The organism is Advenella sp. RU8, assembly GCF_048381675.1.
GTDB lineage: Bacteria > Pseudomonadota > Gammaproteobacteria > Burkholderiales > Burkholderiaceae_B > Advenella.
In genome coordinates this window covers 63,421-82,539 of record NZ_JBLWIS010000001.1, presented here as the reverse complement: position 1 = coordinate 82,539, position 19,119 = coordinate 63,421, and the positions used below count along the sequence as shown (strand labels likewise).

Annotated in this window: 14 protein-coding genes; 3 read left to right on the top strand and 11 right to left on the bottom strand. The window is 49.1% G+C overall.

Annotated elements, in window-relative coordinates; translation table 11 throughout:
• Window positions 1-261: 261 nt before the first annotated feature.
• The gene (locus tag ACM5Q9_RS00370) at window positions 262-3,588 is read left to right on the top strand and encodes an autotransporter outer membrane beta-barrel domain-containing protein (protein ID WP_418142757.1); all 3,327 of its coding nucleotides are present in this window, start codon (window positions 262-264) and stop codon (window positions 3,586-3,588) included.
• A gap of 244 nt (window positions 3,589-3,832) precedes the next feature.
• On the opposite strand, the gene ACM5Q9_RS00365 is transcribed toward ACM5Q9_RS00370, so the two are convergent.
• From ACM5Q9_RS00365 to ACM5Q9_RS00315, 11 genes are all read right to left on the bottom strand, one after another.
• A complete protein-coding gene (locus ACM5Q9_RS00365) occupies window positions 3,833-5,026 on the bottom strand; it encodes a CaiB/BaiF CoA transferase family protein (protein ID WP_418142756.1) in 1,194 nt (397 codons plus the stop codon).
• A gap of 26 nt (window positions 5,027-5,052) precedes the next feature.
• A complete protein-coding gene (locus ACM5Q9_RS00360) occupies window positions 5,053-5,979 on the bottom strand; it encodes a hydroxymethylglutaryl-CoA lyase (protein ID WP_418142755.1) in 927 nt (308 codons plus the stop codon).
• A 30-nt stretch (window positions 5,980-6,009) separates the two neighbouring features.
• Window positions 6,010-7,209 carry an FAD-dependent monooxygenase gene (locus ACM5Q9_RS00355; protein ID WP_418142754.1) on the bottom strand — a complete coding sequence of 400 codons (1,200 nt, stop codon included), beginning with the start codon at window positions 7,207-7,209 and terminating at the stop codon, window positions 6,010-6,012.
• A gap of 28 nt (window positions 7,210-7,237) precedes the next feature.
• Window positions 7,238-8,209, bottom strand: a complete 972-nt coding sequence (locus ACM5Q9_RS00350; protein WP_418142753.1) for a Bug family tripartite tricarboxylate transporter substrate binding protein — start codon at window positions 8,207-8,209, stop codon at window positions 7,238-7,240.
• 20 nt (window positions 8,210-8,229) lie between these two features.
• Window positions 8,230-9,174, bottom strand: a complete 945-nt coding sequence (locus ACM5Q9_RS00345) for a cupin domain-containing protein (protein WP_418142752.1) — start codon at window positions 9,172-9,174, stop codon at window positions 8,230-8,232.
• A 2-nt stretch (window positions 9,175-9,176) separates the two neighbouring features.
• The gene (locus ACM5Q9_RS00340) at window positions 9,177-10,067 is read right to left on the bottom strand and encodes a fumarylacetoacetate hydrolase family protein (RefSeq protein WP_418142751.1); all 891 of its coding nucleotides are present in this window, start codon (window positions 10,065-10,067) and stop codon (window positions 9,177-9,179) included.
• Window positions 10,068-10,388: 321 nt separating this feature from the next.
• Window positions 10,389-11,108: an IclR family transcriptional regulator gene (locus ACM5Q9_RS00335; protein WP_418142750.1), complete on the bottom strand. Its 720-nt coding sequence runs from the start codon at window positions 11,106-11,108 to the stop codon at window positions 10,389-10,391.
• A gap of 126 nt (window positions 11,109-11,234) precedes the next feature.
• Window positions 11,235-11,654, bottom strand: coding sequence for a MarR family winged helix-turn-helix transcriptional regulator (locus tag ACM5Q9_RS00330; protein ID WP_418142749.1), 420 nt, complete (start codon window positions 11,652-11,654; stop codon window positions 11,235-11,237).
• A complete protein-coding gene (locus tag ACM5Q9_RS00325) occupies window positions 11,644-13,476 on the bottom strand; it encodes an acyl-CoA dehydrogenase family protein (protein ID WP_418142748.1) in 1,833 nt (610 codons plus the stop codon). The genes ACM5Q9_RS00330 and ACM5Q9_RS00325 overlap by 11 nt, the downstream gene beginning before the upstream one ends.
• 15 nt (window positions 13,477-13,491) lie before the next feature.
• Window positions 13,492-15,117 (bottom strand): 3-hydroxyacyl-CoA dehydrogenase NAD-binding domain-containing protein, encoded by a 1,626-nt coding sequence (locus tag ACM5Q9_RS00320; RefSeq protein ID WP_418142747.1) that lies wholly within the window; start codon window positions 15,115-15,117, stop codon window positions 13,492-13,494.
• An 11-nt stretch (window positions 15,118-15,128) separates the two neighbouring features.
• Window positions 15,129-16,298: a thiolase domain-containing protein gene (locus tag ACM5Q9_RS00315; RefSeq protein WP_418142746.1), complete on the bottom strand. Its 1,170-nt coding sequence runs from the start codon at window positions 16,296-16,298 to the stop codon at window positions 15,129-15,131.
• A 162-nt stretch (window positions 16,299-16,460) separates the two neighbouring features.
• On the opposite strand from ACM5Q9_RS00315, the gene ACM5Q9_RS00310 reads away from it, so the two are divergent.
• Both ACM5Q9_RS00310 and ACM5Q9_RS00305 read left to right on the top strand, forming a co-directional pair.
• Entirely contained in the window at window positions 16,461-18,302 is a 1,842-nt protein-coding gene (locus tag ACM5Q9_RS00310; protein ID WP_418142745.1) for an AMP-binding protein, read from the top strand.
• A 23-nt stretch (window positions 18,303-18,325) separates the two neighbouring features.
• Window positions 18,326-19,102 (top strand): crotonase/enoyl-CoA hydratase family protein, encoded by a 777-nt coding sequence (locus ACM5Q9_RS00305; RefSeq protein WP_418142744.1) that lies wholly within the window; start codon window positions 18,326-18,328, stop codon window positions 19,100-19,102.
• Window positions 19,103-19,119: the final 17 nt, after the last annotated feature.

Genomic DNA, 19,119 nt, shown 5'->3' with positions numbered 1-19,119 from the left:
AATCCGGGTGCTTGCCCGAACATTTATTGACCGGCAAGTAAAATCGATATTGCCATTTTTCACAGAAAAAGCCAATAAAGAAATTTGATTACTCATGCGGATCAGAAGCTATAGCCGGTCTGCAGACCTTGCCCGCGTTGTCGATTGCAGACAACCTTAGGAAAAACAAAAAATGAAACCTGTTGTTAAGTCTAATCACTCATGGTAAAAAAACTGATTACCGGCAATATCCTTTTGATTAACTTATTAAAAAACATTTTCATGAACAAGCTGAAAACTTTGGCACTCGCAATTTCCCTTTCTTTCATGGCCCCCTCTGCCTATGCCATTGAAGAACAGCTGATTACCTCTCCCACCGGCCAAACCGTTTTTAAACTGCGTTTCTTTGGCATTGGCGATGGCAGCTTCATGCCTGCCGACCAAAATCCCCTTGAATCAACACGACCCCTAAGCGCTTTGGACAGAAGCAAGATTATCAGCGCCATGTCGTACTGGGCGGAAATACTGAAGCCAGCCCCTGGCGCCTTACCTGCCATTATCAAAATAGGCACATTAAGCACACCGGATGCCTTTGCCACCACTAGTCCGCTTGTTGATGAGGATGAACAATTTGCCTACATACCCATGCAAGTAACCTTTGCAGGCGTACCCGGCTCGGAAATGCTTGAGGAACATGGATCGATTGCCATTGGTGACTTAAATTTTGACACGCTTGCCTACATCCCTTCGCAAATACCCCGGCCTGATGGACCATGGGACCAGCACGCTGTCTTGTTTCACGAGCTTGGCCATGCTGTGGGTATTCTTAACTTCGTATTCGACACCAACGGCACGGGCACCCCACACTACGCTCCATTCTTAAGCGCTTGGGGCGAAGGCCTGCGGGATGACAACGGCAACCCGGCACGGCCTGGCCAAGCCATCTTGTGCTCGTTATGCAATAACCCGGAATCACCTGGCGCTTTTGACGTCCGACAAGACCAAGGCTACTTTACCGGTGAAAACGTTCAAGAGGTGCTGGCTGGTGCCATGCCCGGCATGCCCGTTAAAATGCTGGGATACACCATCTTTGGTGAAAAAATACTAGACAATAACTACATGAGCCACTTCGAGCTAAAAAACAGCCTCATGAGCCATCAGACTTATCGAAACTACACCAACTTCACGGAGCTGGAACTGGCGGTTATTCAAGACTTGGGCTACAACATCGACCGGCGCAATTTCTTTGGCTACTCAGTGTACGGGAATGATCAGTATATAGAAAACAATAACGGCTTCTTTTTACGCAACCCCGAAGGCACCGCCTACGTGCCCGGCCAATACAACACGGCCACCCTAGGCTTGGGCCTGCACATTTACGGCAATCGCAATACCCTTGTTCAACGGGCTGATTTACTGTCTATTGGTGGCGGTGGCGCCGGTATTCGCGTTGATGGTGAAGCCAACCACCTGCTCATCCCCTCTGGCACACGCGTTTATGCCGATGGCCTGAATGGGCGCGGTGTCATGTTCGCCTATGGTAAAAATCACCAGCTTAACATTCGCGGTGATGTCCAGGCCATGGGCGACCTGGGTATTGGTGTCAGTTTTGACTTTGGCAACAACCTTGTGGGCAATGAAGATGAATACCGTGGTTCTTACATACACACCTTTTTCAGACCCACCCCTTATCTGCCCGAAGAACTCAATGGCGCGCTGGTAGACACCTTTGACCTTACCGGCCGCGTGGCGGGTAAAGAACAGGCCATTTACCTATCCCGCAACGCCCTGGTTAACCGCATTAATATTATGCAAGGCGCACGCATTGAAGGGAATATTCGCTCTGATTACGCCCAACTGGATGAAAGCGGCAATCCACGACTCACCCGTATTAGCTTTGGCCAACTGGCCGATACCAACGGGTATGCCACCGGCCTGCCCGATGCCAACTTTAACTGGCAATACAACGGCAACATCACCGGCCTCAACAACATTGAACTGCTCCCCATGGGCGGCACCACCCGGCTTAATGGGCAATACGATGTTTATGGTGTGAATGTGGCTGCAGATGCCACCTTGGGTGGCAATGGCCGCTACGTTTTACACCCCAATGGCCATTTTAAGAATAACGGCACCCTGTCACCCGGCAACTCCATTGGCCGCATTGACATTACCGGCAACTACCTGCAAACTCCTACCGGCCGTTTAATCATGGAAGTCAATGGCCAACAAGAGCATGACCTGCTCGCGGTTAGCGGTAACGCCGCCTTAAACGGGCAACTTACCGTGGCACCTCAACGCGACTGGTACGGGCAAAACTGGCTACTAGAATCAGCCAGCCTGGTACAAGCCGGGTCTATTGACGGCACCTTCAACACCGTCTCGGTAGACCTGGATTCACCCACGCTTTCCGTGAACATGCACCCCCTGCAAGCAGGCAACGTGGGCATACGTATTTATAGGCAACCCAATGCCTACAGCCAATATGCCCAAAATCCCAACGCCCAAAGCGCGGGTAATGCTTTATATACCCTTGCTGCCCTCAATGCCCCACAAAACCGCGCTTTGCTGCAAACGCTAGACTTTTCAGCCAGCAACGGCCACGTGGTTACCCAGGCGCTAAACCAGCTCACACCTGCCGTTTACAGCACCATGGTCGCCAGCTCGTTGAACAGAGAACAGCAGATTGGCAACATTATCTCCAGCCGCGCTACCGGCATGATCGACCGCTTGGGCACCCCTGCCGCTGACTCTGCAACCGGTTTTGTCGTCCCCTTTGGAGGTGGCGTATGGCAAGACACACGCGGCTCTCTAGTGGGCTACAACAGCAAGCAATACGGCGTTGTGTTGGGTGCAGAAACACGCAGCGCCAGTAGCCCGGCCTGGACATGGGGGGCCTACGGTGCCATTAGCCGCCAATCTGTTCACTTTGATGACCCGTACAGCGGCAAAGGCCACACTACCGGCTTCAACCTTGGCCTGCACGCCCGTTATGCACCCCAGCCACTTACCGGCATGTATGCCTTTGGCCAGGCCCAACTGGGTATTGAAGATGGCAAACTCCACCGCAACATCCAATTTGAAGGCTACGCAGCCCGCCAATCCAGCAGCTGGACTGGCTGGAGTGGCTCGCTACTGGCCGGTGGGGGTTACCGTTGGGCACTGGGTGAGCGCATTAGTGCAGGGCCGATGGCTTCTCTGGCCTATACCCGCCTTTACCGCCCCAAACTTAACGAGTCCGGCGCTGAGGATAGCCGCTTGGTGATTAAGTCCAGCCACTTCAACTCACTGCGTTCCAGCCTTGGCTTGACCCTGGACATGGGCCTACCCACTAGCCAGCAAAATGAAGTACTGGCCAATTTACAAGTAAGCTGGGACAGGGAATTGCTAAATAAAAAAGCAAGCCTGCATGCCCACTTTGACGGTTCACCTGAAGCGGCCTTTACCACCCAAAACAAAGTTACCGGGCGAGACTCGCTAGGTATTCGGGCAGGATTGGCATATCAAGTAGATAAAAACCTAATGCTAAGTGCCCAGGTCTCTAGCCAATTCTTTAAGGCAGGACAAAAGTCATTAGCGGGCAATCTTTCCGTGAATTGGCAATTTTAAATAGCCTTAACGCTAAAAGGAATAGCATAAAAGCTATTCCTTTTTTCAGTTAGGCATACCGGTCATGGCCGTGAGCCTAGCTAATTGAACTGGTAGCGAGCTTCTATTACGCTCGTTACCACGCGGGAGCGTGGGAACGAGCAATGACGTCACACAGAAAAAAACATCCAATGCCCACCCCATAAAATCATTAGCGGACATTTTGGCAACTCCTGCTGGAAAACCACCAACAAAGGGAACATTCTTAAGCAACGGCTTGCACAACATTTCCATCAAAAAGCTGTTTCACCTCAATCTCGGAATAACCTAATTCAGTCAATAACTCCAGACTGTTCTGACCAATTTTTGGGGGGCCCATACGTATATGAAGCCGATCCCCCCCTAATGTAATAGGCAAAAGTGGCACGACAGTCTCTTTACCATTCGGAAGCGACATGGTTTCAAGCCCACCCGTTGTTTTTAAATGGATATCATCGAAAAGATCCTGTGGTTTGGAAATAGGAGCAAAAGGTAAACCATGTTTTTCAAAAACTGCCATGATCTCTTTAGCACTAAACCCTGCCAATCTCTCACGCAGCGCAGGCATCAACCAGGACCTTTGCTGGACTCGGGCATTATTGGATTTCAACCGATCATCAGCACGCAAATCCTTGAAACCGAAAGCATTACAAAAAAGATCCCACTGGGTATCACTGACCACACCAAGAAACACCTGTTCATCATCTTTCAAGGTGAAAACATCGTAAATACCCCATGCGGAAATCCGCTCTGGCATTGGTTTTGCCGCATTTCCAGTAACCGCATATTGCATCATATGCTGCGCCACCAAAAACACATTATTCTCAAATAGAGCCGATTGGACTTCCATTCCTTTACCGGTATGTGTACGCTGCATAAGCGCCGCCATGGCACCTATTGCACCAAACAGGCCTCCCATAATGTCATTAATACTGGTGCCGGCTCTTAAAGGATCCCCTGAGCGACCTGTCATATACGCAAGCCCCCCCATCATCTGTACCACCTCATCAAGCGCTGTACGATGGGCATAGGGACCGGACAAAAACCCCTTATGACTCACGTAAATCAAACTTTCGTTTTGACGACGTAAAGACTCATAATCCAGGCCAAGTTTTTGCATGGTGCCGGACTTGAAGTTCTCACTGACAATATCCGCCGTTGAGATCAATTTATACGCGATCTCTATACCCTCTGGACTTTGCAAATCAAGAGCAATACTTTTTTTATTTCGATTGAAAAGTGGGAAAAAACCCGCGCCCGACCCCATTAAATGTCTGGTGCTATCACCTTTCACCGGCTCTATCTTAATGACTTCAGCCCCCAAGTCAGCCAGCACCATTCCACATGTTGGCCCCATCACCATGTGGGTAAACTCAACAACCCTAACACCTTCCAAAGGCAGTTTTTTATCTTCAGACATTATTGCTCCTGTATTATTAATTATTGTTATTGAATGAACCCTTTAGGTAAGCCAGCCTCGGGCGTCATTCCATAGATGGGCTCATTTGGCAAACCTTCCTGCAAAGCAACCCGTGCCTGCATTAATTTTTCATAATTGATATGGGTCTTTACATTCATCGCCTCAAACATAAACACCAGATCCTCGGTAACCACATTTCCTGAAGCCCCTGGCGCATACGGACACCCTCCCAACCCGCCCTGAGATGAATCAAACGTTCTGACACCCTCTTCAAAAGCGGCAAGGCAATTTGCAATCCCAAGACCTCGGGTATTATGCATATGTGCCGCACCTGCCTTATCACCGACTTCATCAAATAGCCGTCTAAATAACCGGCGCACCTGTCCGGGATTTGCATAGCCAGTGGTATCGGACAGCCCGATATCATCAATACCGGCCTCGGCAGCCATGACTGAAAGACGAATAACATCATCCTCCTCGACTTTGCCCTGGAGCGTACAACCAAAAGCGGTTGAAATACCCGCCTCTATGCTAATAGCCGGAAAATTTGCATCACGATAGGCAACAATGCGCTTTGCCTCTTCAATCATTTCTTCCGGTGTCTTGCGCACATTGGCCAGAGAATGGGCAACACTTGCAGAAACAGGCAAGGTAATTTTATGCACACCCGCTTCAAAAGCCGAGATCGCACCGCGCAAATTCGGCACCAGGGCCATCACGGTCAGGCCAGGGTGCTGCAATGCATGCGCCACCACTTCGGCTGTATCGGCCAATTGTGGCAACAGCTTGCTGGGAACAAAAGAACCCACTTCAATTTCCCTGACTCCCGCATCATAAAGCGCTGAAATCCATTTAAGCTTGAAGGCGGTTGGCATAATTGTCTTAATACTCTGCAAGCCATCCCTTGGGCCTACTTCACTAATCAACACGGTATCGCCAGTATGATTTGACATGAACTTCTCTTTTATATTGGTGTGTTTTGATTAAATTTCAGCTGTCAAGACGTCGTAGCGATACAGCCAGTCATACCTGTCAGCAATAGGGTTACTGCTCCACTCACGTTGCAGATAGGCTTCAGCACCCGCTTCAGTTTCCAGCTCGGCGCTATGAAAACGTCCGGTATTGGCCGTCGCACCACGCACCATTTTGCTTGTCCGCTCAATCCTGGCACTTTCATATTTTTCAAATGCCAATGGCAAATCATGGACATATTTATCCAGACACCTTGCCAGCACCACGCCATCTTCAATAGACTGAACGGCCCCCTGTGCGAGGAAAGGTAACGTCGCATGTGCGGCATCTCCAACCAATGTCACCCTTCCCTTAGTCCATTGAGGTATCGGATCGCGCTGCATCAGCGCCCATTTAAATAACTGGGGTGATAAGCGAATCATGGTTTGGACATCTTCATGCCAGCCTTTGAAGTCATTCAGACATTCTTCCACCGTGCCTTGCGTGCTCCAGGATTCAACTTGCCAGTCTTTACGCTCTATGGTGCCCACAAAGTTCATGATCTCACCCCTGTGCAAGGGATAATTAACGGCATGACCTCCGGGTCCAATCCAGGTTGAACCCACCATTTTTTGCAAGTGTTCTGGCAGGTTCTTCATTGGAATCACACCGCGCCACGCAACCATCCCTGAAAAATTAGGATTCGTTGGCCCCCACAATTGATTACGAATGGCCGAACGCACCCCGTCCGCACCAATCAGCAGATCACCGCTTATTTCCTGACCATTTTCAAGTTTAAGCTTGATGGAATCCTTGTCCTGGACAAAAGAATGCACTTTACTGTCAAGATGAATGGCGTTTGGTTTTATGGCCTCGACACCATCAATCAATGCTTTGAGCAAGTCGGGACGATAAACCGTTAAATAGGGATAACCGTATTTTTCAACTGCCTCATCTCCAAGATCAAAAAGCAACCATGACTTTCCGGTATTCCACAGTCGAAACTCTTTTTTCTCAGGATTACAAGAATCTGCTTTAACTTGATCATAAACACCCAACGCATCCAGGGCACGACTGCCATTAGGGCTTATCTGGATCCCTGCACCAACTTCCCTCAGTTCTTTGGCCTGTTCATAGACGTCTACATCAAAGCCTTGCTTCAATAACGCCAATGCTGCCGACAAACCACCAATGCCACCACCAGCAATAATTACTTTTATATCTTTTTTCATGATTTTGTCCTATAAACTGAAGTCAGTATTACTGCTCAAACTTTACGCCAGAGTCTTTAACTATTTTGGCCCAGGTTTTTACATCGTTATTAAAGAACTCAGTAAATTCCTCAACCGAATAGGGATTCAGCGTCGCGCCACGAGCTTCCACATACTCTTTGTAATCAGGATCATTAAACGTATCGCTAATCACCGCATTCAATTTATCCAAAATCTCTTGAGGCGTGCCTTTTTTGGCAAACAAACCAAACCAGGTTGAAACATTAAAATTGTCAAGCCCCACCTCTTTAGCGGTAGGAACATCTGGCAACATAGGTGATCTTTTTTCCCCTGTCGTCAACAAACCTATCATTTTTCCAGCCTTGATATGTGACGCAAGATTCGCCAAATCAATGGGGATCACCTGACACTCATTCTGAAGCACCGCCATGACAGCAGGCGCCGCACCTTTATAGCTAATGGTTTGCATCTTTACGCCTGTTTCCATGCCAAACAGAAGACTGGCCAGTAATGTTGACGTCCCCCCCTCGGCAATATTCATTTTGCCTTCATTCTGTTTACCATACGCGATGAATTCTTCGAGGTTTTTCGCGGGAACAGTCGGATTAATAGCCACAACAAAAGGCAAAGCCATTAACTGTGCAATCGGCTGAATATCTGTATAAGGATCATAGTCAACTTTGCGAACGCTTGGATTAATTGCAATGGCAGGCGTATCCACCATTAATGTATAGCCATCTGCAGGAGCATCCCTAAGCGCTTTCAAGGCAATCAGACCGAAAGCCCCCGTTTTGTTTTCAACCACAACCGGCTGGTTCAAACGTTTTGACAACTGATCGGCAATTTTTCGACTGGTCGTATCTACGACACTGCCCGGTTGATAAGGCACAACGATTTTGATTGGTCTTTGGGGATATGTTTCCGCGCCAAATGCCGCACTGGTTCCCAAAGCCAAAACACCTAACACAATATTTCTTAATAAATTTTTATGGATTTTCATGTATGTCTCCAGATCAGCATTTAATTAATTTCTTCACGCAACAGATTTAAGCCGGCATAAACCGGGGCATCCGTTGCGCATACCATATAGGAAGGCTCCAACACCTCATGCCTGTAAGGCCTCCAGCCGGGCACCGCAATGACATCGCCCTTTTTCCACTCGAACACCTGGTCATCCACATAGGTTTTTCCTGATCCCTCAAGAACGGTGAAAATCTGATTGGCGGTTGTCCGTTTACGGGCAGATGCAAACCCTGCGCCAAACTGCTGCACAAATAACGCAATCGACACCATCGCGGGGTTACCCAACTGCACTTCGCGCTCAGCCATAGGATGGCCACTTTCGCCGGCCGCCTCAAGATTTTTCAAGGTGTTTTCCCAACGAAATGCAATAGGAGACTCTTCTGCATTCACAAAATCGTCCTCGACACGGTTGGGATGACGCTCAAAAAACATGGGCTCAAGCAAATGCACAAGTGGGACATCTAAAATATCCACCCAATAACAATCTTCATTCCCCACGTTCTCATGCGAGTGCCACATCATGCTAGGTGTCAGTAAAACATCACCCGGACGCATTTCAACCCGCGTGCCCTCTACCGTCGTATAGCTGCCGTGACCTTCCAGGATAATCCTGAGCGCATTGGGGGTATGTCTATGCGAGGCTGCGGTTTCGCCGGGTTTGATCATTTGATAAGCCGCAACCATGGTCCTGACGGTAGAATAAATATTGCCTTCCATGGGATTGGTCATGGTTAAGTTGCGGCGCTCTGCAAACTCTGTACTCACCAAATGACCGGCCGCATCAAGAATGGGCTTCACAGACTCATAAGTCCACATAAAAGGATGCATGGTTTTTCTGGGCTCTGGCCATAATGATGGCGTGCGACGGTGCCACCCCCCTTCTACGCTTAAGCCATCAAATGCCTCATAAAGCTTTTCCAATGTGTCTATTTGATTTTTCATGATTATTTCTGCTTGATAATATTTGGTGTGTAATCTTTTTCAAAAATAAAGGTGCGACCACCCTCGCCTTGTATCACGGGTATATTCATCTCACCCAAGTCATCAATGGCAATGCGTATTGTGTCTCCGGCCTTGACCTGGCCCACACCTGCCGGGGTACCTGTTGCAATGATATCGCCCGGATAAAGAGTCATGACAGCGGATGCCATTTCAATCATGCCCGGGATATCCAACACCAGATCCCGTGTATTGGCATGCTGGCGCAACTCACCATTGACCCACAGTTTCATTTCAAGATTACAGGGATCACTCACCTCATCAGCGGTTGTTATCCATGGACCAACGGGACAAAAAGTATCATAGGCTTTTCGTGCCACACGCTCTTCACGTCCGCGAACAACCATGTCCAGCAGGCAGGCATAACCAAAAATATGGTCTTTCCAGTTTTCAGCAGGAATATCTTTACCGCCCTTGCCGATGACGATACCCAACTCGCACTCGTGATGGACTTCTCTATTATTTACATCGGGAAGTACTACAGGCTCTCCGGCTCCGGACAAGGAAGAGTTTGGCTTCAGGAAAAATCCTTGATGGGTCGCCCGATAATCAGCCTGCATTTCCTGACCATGGTCATGGTAATTAACAGGGAAAGCGATAACCTTATTTGGCCAGGGAATGGGCGTGATCAGCTTGATGTCATCAAGACTGTATCGCGGGGCATTTTTAAGCGCCTCTTCGATTACCGGCTGATACTTTTCAATATTTGCAATAACACGCAACAAGCCCATTGATGGCCACTCTGTCGTGTCGACTTCCAGGGCCTCGGTAAGGTCAGCCACTTCATTGCCAAGCACCAGACCAACACGCCCCTCATTAAACCTAGCCAATTTCATTACCCATCTCCAAAAAATCAGTATTTATATTTAAATTCTATCTAATAGAATTTGATTCTACATAATAGAATTATGGCTTTTTTTCACATTAAAGTCAATCATTTAAGATTTATTCAGTCCAAAAAAAACCAGACTTTTGTCTGGCAATATCTTGTTTTTTATATAATTTTCATGCATCTTCATCTAAAAGAAATAAAACTCCCGATAAATGCAACCATCCTCAATCTGATACGCACACCCATTTAAGCAAACCCATCGATCCAATAAAAACAACGAACCATTCGGGCATGTTTACAATGACATCCAGCGGATGTCATTCATTTATTTTTTTACAAAACCCAGTTTTCGACTTAAAGTCAGGGCCGCCTGTAAAACATCTTCTTTAAAAGAAGGCACCAGCCTGCTGGAGGGCATCGTTAATGTAATTGCCCCAACCAGCTCATTGTTGGCATTGAATACCGCGGCAGAAACACCTGCCAAATCGGGCATTCTGTCACCATCGAGCACAATCACGCCTTCTTTACGAATTTGGTCATAAATCTCCCCCTTAGCGCCACTGAAGGCCTGCAGAACTCGCCCCCCCGACCCTTGATCCAGGGGTAAAATATCACCAACACTTGTTTGATAGCTGATAGGCAGCGGCGAATTAATACGATGCAAACATAATCGTCCCTTACCGCTAATGACATGATACGAGGCACTTTCCTTTGTTTTTTCCACCAATGCCTTAAGCACGGGAAGAATGACATCTGCCTGAGAAAATGAAGCGTTATATACCCCGTATAACTGGGCAACCGTCTCTCCAAGCCCATACCGTCCCTGCTCGGTTCTGCGAACCAGGCCATAGTGTTCAAGAGAGGCCAGCAGTCTTAAAATGGTACTTTTGTACATTTTTGTACGGTCGGCAAGCTCCATCAAAGACAGATACTCATCGTCCTTATTAAAAGAAACCAACAAGGATAATGCCCTGTCAACAGCGGCCACACCACCCGCCGAGGGATTATTATCAGCCATTGATAACGTTGATGATTTTTTAGGCATAATATACATCCGTAACCAAGTAAAACCTCATTTTCACAATTCCTTCCCGCCTATAACTGAATATTGATTTCCAGATGATCCATCACCATTTTCATGACTCACTGAGAAGTCAATACACCTGACACCTTAATGTTGCCCGGCACTTAACTTCTTAAGAATGCCTTCAAGCAGCGTCATTTCCTGTGCCGACACCGACTTGAAAAACTCCCTTTCCAAATTGTCCACCTCTTGTTCACACCGGCGAAGCAAAACACGCCCCTCCACCGTTGTCTCGATGAGCAACACGCGCTTGTTAGACGGATCTTCCCTTCGAAGAATCCAGTCTTTACGCTCCAAATATTTTATGAACTCACCCATTGATTGAGCCGTAATCCTGACAAGCCGTGACAACTCAGCCGATGATATGGGCTCATGGTGACTAATAAGACTTAATATCATGTACTGACCTGCGGTGACCCCCAGGGGATTCAAGGTGCTCTCCAACTGCAATCTAACAAGCTGTTCCAGTTGATGAATGTAAAAAAAAGGTCTGCGTTTACTCGACATCTAATCCTTCCGGTGGCAGTTTCAAAACCGAGGGAATTCCCTGCTGGATTCGCTGACATAATGCGTGAACCAAGGGTAATTCATACTCAATCCAAAAACAAGCCAGTATAACTTTCCTTTTCTCAAAGGGTGTCAATTCAGCACCCTTGGCTTTTTCATGCAGCAATTGATGGATTTCAAGCCAATTCCATGCAACAACAATAATACCAAAGGCATGCAAAAGGTCATAGGCAACGGCCAAATGTGACAAGACACCTGAACCTTGCCGACTTTCCTGCCTCATGCCCTCTACAGTGCGATGCAATAAAGCAAGGGCTTCAGCATACCGCCGGACCAAACTTTGGTCGGCCGCCCCAGGCGCACAAGGTGCATCGATGCAGGCAGAGATCGTTTTAAAAAAATGATCAAAAGCTCTCCAGTCATTGTCTGGCAACTTCCTGCGCAACAAATCAATCGCCTGAATACCGTTGGCCCCCTCATAAATTTTTCCAATGCGCGCATTCCTGACCACCTGCTCAATACCATAATCCTTGGTATAGCCGTGTCCACCAAACACTTGCAGGCAATCACTCGCACAATCAAACCCCTTATCGGTAAAATATGCCTTCATCACCGGGGTAAGCACATCCACCATATCCTTCAAACGCAGTTTTTCTTGCGCACTTGTCTTGCCTGACTCAGCCTGAGCCTGCCAGACCGCCACACGCAAAGCAGTCGCTCTGGCACCCTCAGCAAAAGCCTGGGCACCCATAATATTACGGCGAATATCCGGATGGTTGATAATGGGATCCGCCTGGGCACCCGACGGGAAGATGGGGGTCTTGCCTGACCTGCGCTCCTTGGCATAAAACAGGGCATTTTGCGCCGAGATCTCGGCATAGCCCACCCCGGACAAGGCTGTACTCAAACGCGCATAATTCATCATGAGAAACATGGGCAACATGGAGTTACGCTTCACGCCCCCGGAAGTGCTGCCAATATGCCATGCCTGTGCCCCATCAAAATTCAGAACACAGGTTGCACTACCCTCAATCCCCATCTTATGTTCGATTGAGCTGACATGACAGGCATTTTTCTCAAGCAGCTCCCCCGTTTGCACATCTATCTTGTGCTTGGACACCATAAACACGTTCACATCATCCAGACGGGATCCCACCTTGCCCTCTGCATCCGGTATTTTTGCCAGAACAAGATGAATGATATTGTCAGTCAGATCATGATCGCCCCCTGAAATAAATATCTTGCTGCCATGAATCGCATAACTGCCATCCGGCTGCACTACCGCAGCGGTTCGGATTTGTTTAAGATCGGTGCCACAATGGCTTTCCGTCAGACACATCGTGGCCGTCCAATTGCCGGTGGCCAGATTGGGTACCACATGCGTCCTGATCCACTCGGGTGCCAGTGAATTCAGCATTCGCGCGGCCGACAGGCAAAAGCTGCCATACATCGCCAAAGAATGCGCCGTCGTAATACGCATTTCGCCAATCATCGACGCCATAATGGACGGCAAACCCGCCCCCCCCAGTTCCTCGGGCATGCTTAATTGCAACCAACCAGAAGCACAGTACTGCTTCCAGGCCTCTTTATAACCGGGTGGCGTCAGCACCTTGCCATCAACAAGATGCGCGCCATGACGGTCTCCTGCGATGCCTACCGGGAACAGCACCTCCTCATGAAACCGGGCCGCCGGATAAAGAATCTCCTGGCAGAACTCAGGCGTCAGGTTTTCGAATCCGTCTACCTCCTTAAGCTCCTGTACCTTCAGCAAGTCGTTCAAAATGAATAAAAAGTCTTTTGTAGGTGCTTTGTAAACCAGCATGGCGCATTCCTTGTATTATTGATCAAGAGCCAATTCTTTAAGTAAACGGGCAGGCCGAAACGACTCGCCATAACGTTGTTCAAGCTCAACAAGCTTATGGTAAATGTTTGCGTAACCCTGCTGTCTGGCAAAATACATCGGCCCCCCCTTCCATGACGGCCAGCCATATCCGTATTGCCATACCATATCAATGTCGCTCTCACGCTCAACAATACCTTCCTCCTGCAACTTGAAGCCCTCATTAACCATGGGAAAAACAAGACGCTGAATAATCTCCTCATCGCCAATGTGACGTCGGGGAATCTGCGCCTGTGCCGAGGCGGCCTCAAGCATACTTTTGACCTCTTGAGAAGGAACGGGCGCACGCTTGCCCGGTACATAATCGTAGTATCCTTTCCCTGCCTGCTTGCCGATTCGCCCCGTTTCGTAAAGTCTGTCAATAATCAGGTCCTTCTCGCCGCTTTCCTGCCTGCGCATGTAATTAACGGCAATCCCCCCTGCCATATCCTGCAGCTCGAAAGTCCCCATGGGTAGCCCAAACGCACGCAACACCCTGTCAATTTGCTGCGGCAATGCGCCTTCCAGCAACAACTGGCCGGCCTGTCGCTCACGCGCCATCATAAGACGGTTCCCGACAAAACCCTTGCAAATACCCACCACCACCGGGATCTTGCCAAGACGGTTTGAAAGCACTTTGGCCAGATTGAGGGCATGCGTACCGGTACGTGGCCCTTTAATCACCTCAATCAAACGCATGACATGCGCCGGGTTGAAAAAGTGCAGGCCAATAACGCGCTCGGGGCGACGCGTGACCGATGCAATTTGGTCAATATCCAGCGTAGAAGTATTGCTGCACAATATCGCATGCGATGGGGCATATTGATCTATTTGCGCAAAGATGGCTTTTTTCAATTCCATCTGTTCCCACACCGCCTCAATCACCACATCGGCCGCGCCAATGTCGGCCATATTCAAGGTAGCGCGTATGCGTCCTGAACGTTGCTGCGCCTCATCCTGGCTGATTCTGGCTTTATCAACCAGCTTTTGCTGCTCGTCATGAATGGCTTTGTGGGCCGCATCAAGCGCTTCTTGCGTTTGATCATAAAGCATCACGGAAATGCCCGCATTAATCAAGGCCATCGCAATACCCCGCCCCATACGGCCACTGCCAATAATGGCCACGCAGTTCAAAGGAAATGCCCCATCATCAGCAGAAGGAATGGAGGCCTGAATTTGCGCCAAGGCTTTTTGGGAATACGCCCGGGCACGATTTGCTGCCGGTGTCGTAAAACTTAAAACAGGCTCACCGGATGGTCCTTTAGAACAATGCACCACCACTTCATCCCCAATAGCCAACGCATGAACATCCGCCTCGACAATGGTCGAAGTCAACCGAAATCCTTCCTCCATTTCAATAATGGCCGGTGCAATCCGATCGGCAATCGTAAAAGAATAAATACGCCCCTTTCCACTTGAAACACGCCAAACCGTCTCCCGGTGACCACAATGAGGACAATGAACACGAGGATAGAAATGAGGTTTATGGCATTGCTCACACCATTTGAAGCCAAGTTGGCCCGCCTTGAGAAATTGCGAAAATTGCGCCAAAACGCCTGCCGCTGTATTTAATGAAGTTTGCACGTTTATATCCTTTACTCTGCCTGCAGAATGATTGTTCCTGCGCTGTGATAGCTTGACATCATGGCACCTGTTGCATGGGCCAAGACAAATTCGTGATTTTTTACTTGCAGCAAGGGATGTGCCTGCCCGCGACACTGGCGAACCGCTTCCAGCAACTTCGTCATCCCCCCCTTGTTACCCGGATGGTTGCTGCACAGCCCTCCCCCATCCGTATTGAAAGCCAGCCTGCCCTGACCGCTGATAAGATTACCGTCCTGCACGAATTTTCCGCCTTCTCCTTTCCTGCAGAAACCCAGATCTTCCAGCTGCATGATGACCGTAATGGTGAAGCTGTCATACAGCGAGGCGTAATGGATATCATCGACCGAAATGCCAGCCTCGGCAAACGCACGCTCTCCCGACCACCTTCCTGCCGAATAGCTGATATCCATAAACCCGCCATCCCTGTGCTTGGTTGCTTCACCGGTGCCAATAATTTTGACCTTGGGCTGCTTTAATCCGGCAGCCACTTCCGGGCTGACCACAACGATGGCGCCACCACCATCGGTCATCACACAACAATCAAGACGGTGCAAAGGATCCGCCACCATCGGTGACTGAAGCACATCCTCAACCGTGACCACTTCTTGTCGCAACGCATGAGGGTTGTACTGCGCATGATGTGATGCCGCCACCTTCACCCAGGCCAATTGCGCTGGCGTTGTGCCAAACTCATGCATATGACGCCTTGCCACCATGGCATATCCGTAAACCGGCATGCCAGGCACACCGGCCGCAAAAGGCAGATCAGGCATGCTGCTGCGATCCACCCCCGATAAAGCGGTTCCCTGTTTGGTCGCCAGCGGGCGATCGGCCATCGTAATAAGCGCTACTTGACAGTAACCGGCGGCAATGGCCTGCGCCGCATGACGCACGTGCAAAAGATAAGACGAGCCCCCTGATTCGGTTGTATCCATGTATTTAAGATTACGCAAACCCAGGTACTCGGCCATGGTTAGTCCACCCAAGCCTGGCGCATCGGCGCCACAAAAATAGGCATCAACATCATCAAGCGTCAGCCCGGCGTCTTCCAGGGCACCCAACGCAACATCCGCGTGAAGCTGTGCAGTACTCAGTTCCCCCGCTTTTCTGACAGGGTGCTCGTAAATACCCGCGATATATGCTTTGTTTTTTATTTCCACTGTATGGCTACCTTATATATAAATAATGCAAACACCAAAAATACCTATTGAAAAATATAAAATCCATTAAATAACAATAAAATATGGGGATTTCCCTAGGTTTATAAGGATATTAATTAATATAAGATTACCTTACTTTAAGTTAAGGATCAAGGATTTTCCATGAAGGCTGAGTTCCTCAATATTCCTTTTTTGCCACGTCATATTTCAATCGAAACGCGTCCGGATGGCACGCTCATCGTACGATCAGAGATCGCCCTGAAAGCGCGCGAAAAGAATATCCCCTCATTGCTGCACAGAAATGCACAACAGCGCCCCCATCACCCGTGGCTGGCCCAAAGAAGGGGGGAGGCCCAACAGTGGGTCTCCATCTCCTACCAGGAAGGACAAAAACAGGTCAATGCAATCACGCAGTACCTGCTCAACCTGAATCAGCCGGGTAAAACCGTCATGGTGTTAAGTGCCAACTCTATCGAGCACGGCATCCTTGAAGTGGCTGCCATGCAAGCCAGAATGCCTTATGCCCCCATCACAACGGCTTACTCCTTATTGAGTCGTGATTTCTCCAAATTAAAGGCCATGTACGAGCTGCTGGAGCCTGCCGTGATTTTTGTACAAGATGGCAAAATGTACGAAAATGCCCTGCAGGCCATCGGACAGGATGCTCATGTCATCTGTGTGGATAACCCTATCAAGCACCCATCAATAAAATCCTGGCATGAAGTCATTCAAACACCCGTCACCCGGGATGTCGCTGATTCCATTGATAAAATCACCGGTGACACGGTTACGAAATACCAGTTCACTTCCGGCTCAACCGGCATACCGAAAGCGGCCATTGTGACGCAATCCATGCTGTGCACGGCCATGGCAATGACCTCACAAATGATTGAATGGGGCGATGACAGGCCCGAAACCATATTACTGGACTGGCTACCCTGGAGCCATGTCGCGGGGGGGCATGCGGTCTTCAACGGCGTACTGGAAGATGGCGGCACACTGTATATCGATAATGGAAGACCAACGCCGACCGAATTTCAGCAAACCCTCAAAAACCTCAAGGAAATTTCACCCGTCAGATTCAGTGGCATGCCCGTTTCCTATACCATGCTCGCCGAGGCGCTACAGAAAGATGAAGCACTGGGAAAAAGTTTCTTCCGCAACCTCAAGCGAATGACCTATTCAGGCGCCAAGCTTCCCGAAACCGTCTACGATGCCATACAGCAGCAGGCAATCCGGCACACTGGTTATAAAATTCCCTTCGTATCCGCTTACGGATCAACCGAAACCTCAGCCGCAGTCACCTATGTACACTGGCCCTCAAATAAAACGGGCCTTATCGGGTTACCACATCCGGGCGTGGAAATGAAGCTCGTGCCACTGCATGATGAAAACCGCTATGAAATTCGAGTACGCAGTGCTGCCGTCACCCCAGGCTACCTGAAACAGCCTGCCCTGACCGCAGAAAGCTTTGATGAAGAAGGTTTTTTCAAAATGGGCGATGCCGCCACTTTTGTTGATCCCGCCAACCCGCACGAGGGCCTGGCCTTTGCAGGCCGGGTGGCTGAAGAATTCAAACTGCAATCCGGGGTCTTTGTCAGGGTAAGCGCCCTGCGGGTGGACTGCCTGAATGCCTGCTCTCCCCTATTAAATGACGTCGTCATCACGGGCGCAGACCGGGCTTATTTGGGCGCCCTGGTGTGGCTGAACCTGGCTGAATGCTGCCGACAATTCAATCTGGACCCTCACAACATAAAAGCCTGCCTCCAGAACGAAAAGCTGCGTGAATCCCTGAAAAAGCGCTTCCTTGAACATAACAAAAACCACCCCGGTTCAAGCATGGCCATCAAACGCATCTGGATCCTGGAAACGCCCCCCTCTATTGATAGCGGAGAAACCACTGACAAAGGTTACATCAATCAAAGAAAGGTTCTGGAAAACAGGAAACAGGAAGTCGAAAAACTTTATGAAGGTGATGAATCACCTAACCTCATTTTAATTTAACCGCGATAGCAAACGAGATTGCCATGAATCAAAAAAAACTCCTTGTGGAAAGAATCGACAACCACATTATATTAACCCTTAACAGAGCCGAAAAAAGAAACGCACTCGATGATGAGTTGGTCAGTGATCTTGAGGATTTTTTTTCCCAACCCGTTGAAGACTGTCAATGCATTATCATCCAAGGTAGCGGCGAACACTTTTCTGCGGGTCTGGACCTGTTTGAACTCATGGAGAAAAGATCCTCTGACCCGATCGTAAGCATGCGCCGCTCAAAACAATGGCACCGGGTTTTTGACTTGATCCAATATGGCGAGGTTCCCGTCATCAGCGTCCTTAAAGGGGGCGTTATTGGGGGTGGATTTGAACTGGCCGCCGCAACACATATTCGGGTCAGTGAAGCATCCACTTATTTTCAACTCCCGGAAGGCCAGCGTGGCATTTTTGTTGGCGGCGGCGGCTCAGTTCGTATTCCAAGAATTATTGGCGCCGGTCGCGTCATGGAATTAATGCTGACCGGAAGAAAAATTCCGGTTGAGGAATCGGCAAACCTTGGACTGTCCCACTATGTGGTTGAGAACGGACAAGGCCTGGATAAAGCATTAGCCCTTGCCGGAATCGTCTCTCAAAATGCCCCCACGTCCAATTACGCAATTATTCATGGCATTTCACGGATCGGTGAAATGTCAAGCGCCGATGGACTCTTTGCCGAAACCATGGTGACCTCCATGACCAGAAACGCAGGCAAGAGCGACAAACGCATCAAGGATTTTTTCCAGCAACGTAAAGCTCAAACTAACTAAACCACGCCTCTTAACCA

What these genes read in the sequence shown, in the direction of transcription:
- ACM5Q9_RS00310 (WP_418142745.1), top strand. Translation starts at nt 16,461, where the DNA reads ATGAAGGCTGAGTTCCTCAATATTCCTTTTTTGCCACGTCATATTTCA.
- ACM5Q9_RS00305 (WP_418142744.1), top strand. Translation starts at nt 18,326, where the DNA reads ATGAATCAAAAAAAACTCCTTGTGGAAAGAATCGACAACCACATTATA.
- ACM5Q9_RS00330 (WP_418142749.1), bottom strand. Translation starts at nt 11,654, where the DNA reads ATGTCGAGTAAACGCAGACCTTTTTTTTACATTCATCAACTGGAACAG.
- ACM5Q9_RS00355 (WP_418142754.1), bottom strand. Translation starts at nt 7,209, where the DNA reads ATGAAAAAAGATATAAAAGTAATTATTGCTGGTGGTGGCATTGGTGGT.
- ACM5Q9_RS00345 (WP_418142752.1), bottom strand. Translation starts at nt 9,174, where the DNA reads ATGAAAAATCAAATAGACACATTGGAAAAGCTTTATGAGGCATTTGAT.
- ACM5Q9_RS00360 (WP_418142755.1), bottom strand. Translation starts at nt 5,979, where the DNA reads ATGTCAAATCATACTGGCGATACCGTGTTGATTAGTGAAGTAGGCCCA.
- ACM5Q9_RS00325 (WP_418142748.1), bottom strand. Translation starts at nt 13,476, where the DNA reads ATGCTGGTTTACAAAGCACCTACAAAAGACTTTTTATTCATTTTGAAC.
- ACM5Q9_RS00370 (WP_418142757.1), top strand. Translation starts at nt 262, where the DNA reads ATGAACAAGCTGAAAACTTTGGCACTCGCAATTTCCCTTTCTTTCATG.
- ACM5Q9_RS00335 (WP_418142750.1), bottom strand. Translation starts at nt 11,108, where the DNA reads ATGCCTAAAAAATCATCAACGTTATCAATGGCTGATAATAATCCCTCG.
- ACM5Q9_RS00365 (WP_418142756.1), bottom strand. Translation starts at nt 5,026, where the DNA reads ATGTCTGAAGATAAAAAACTGCCTTTGGAAGGTGTTAGGGTTGTTGAG.
- ACM5Q9_RS00340 (WP_418142751.1), bottom strand. Translation starts at nt 10,067, where the DNA reads ATGAAATTGGCTAGGTTTAATGAGGGGCGTGTTGGTCTGGTGCTTGGC.
- ACM5Q9_RS00350 (WP_418142753.1), bottom strand. Translation starts at nt 8,209, where the DNA reads ATGAAAATCCATAAAAATTTATTAAGAAATATTGTGTTAGGTGTTTTG.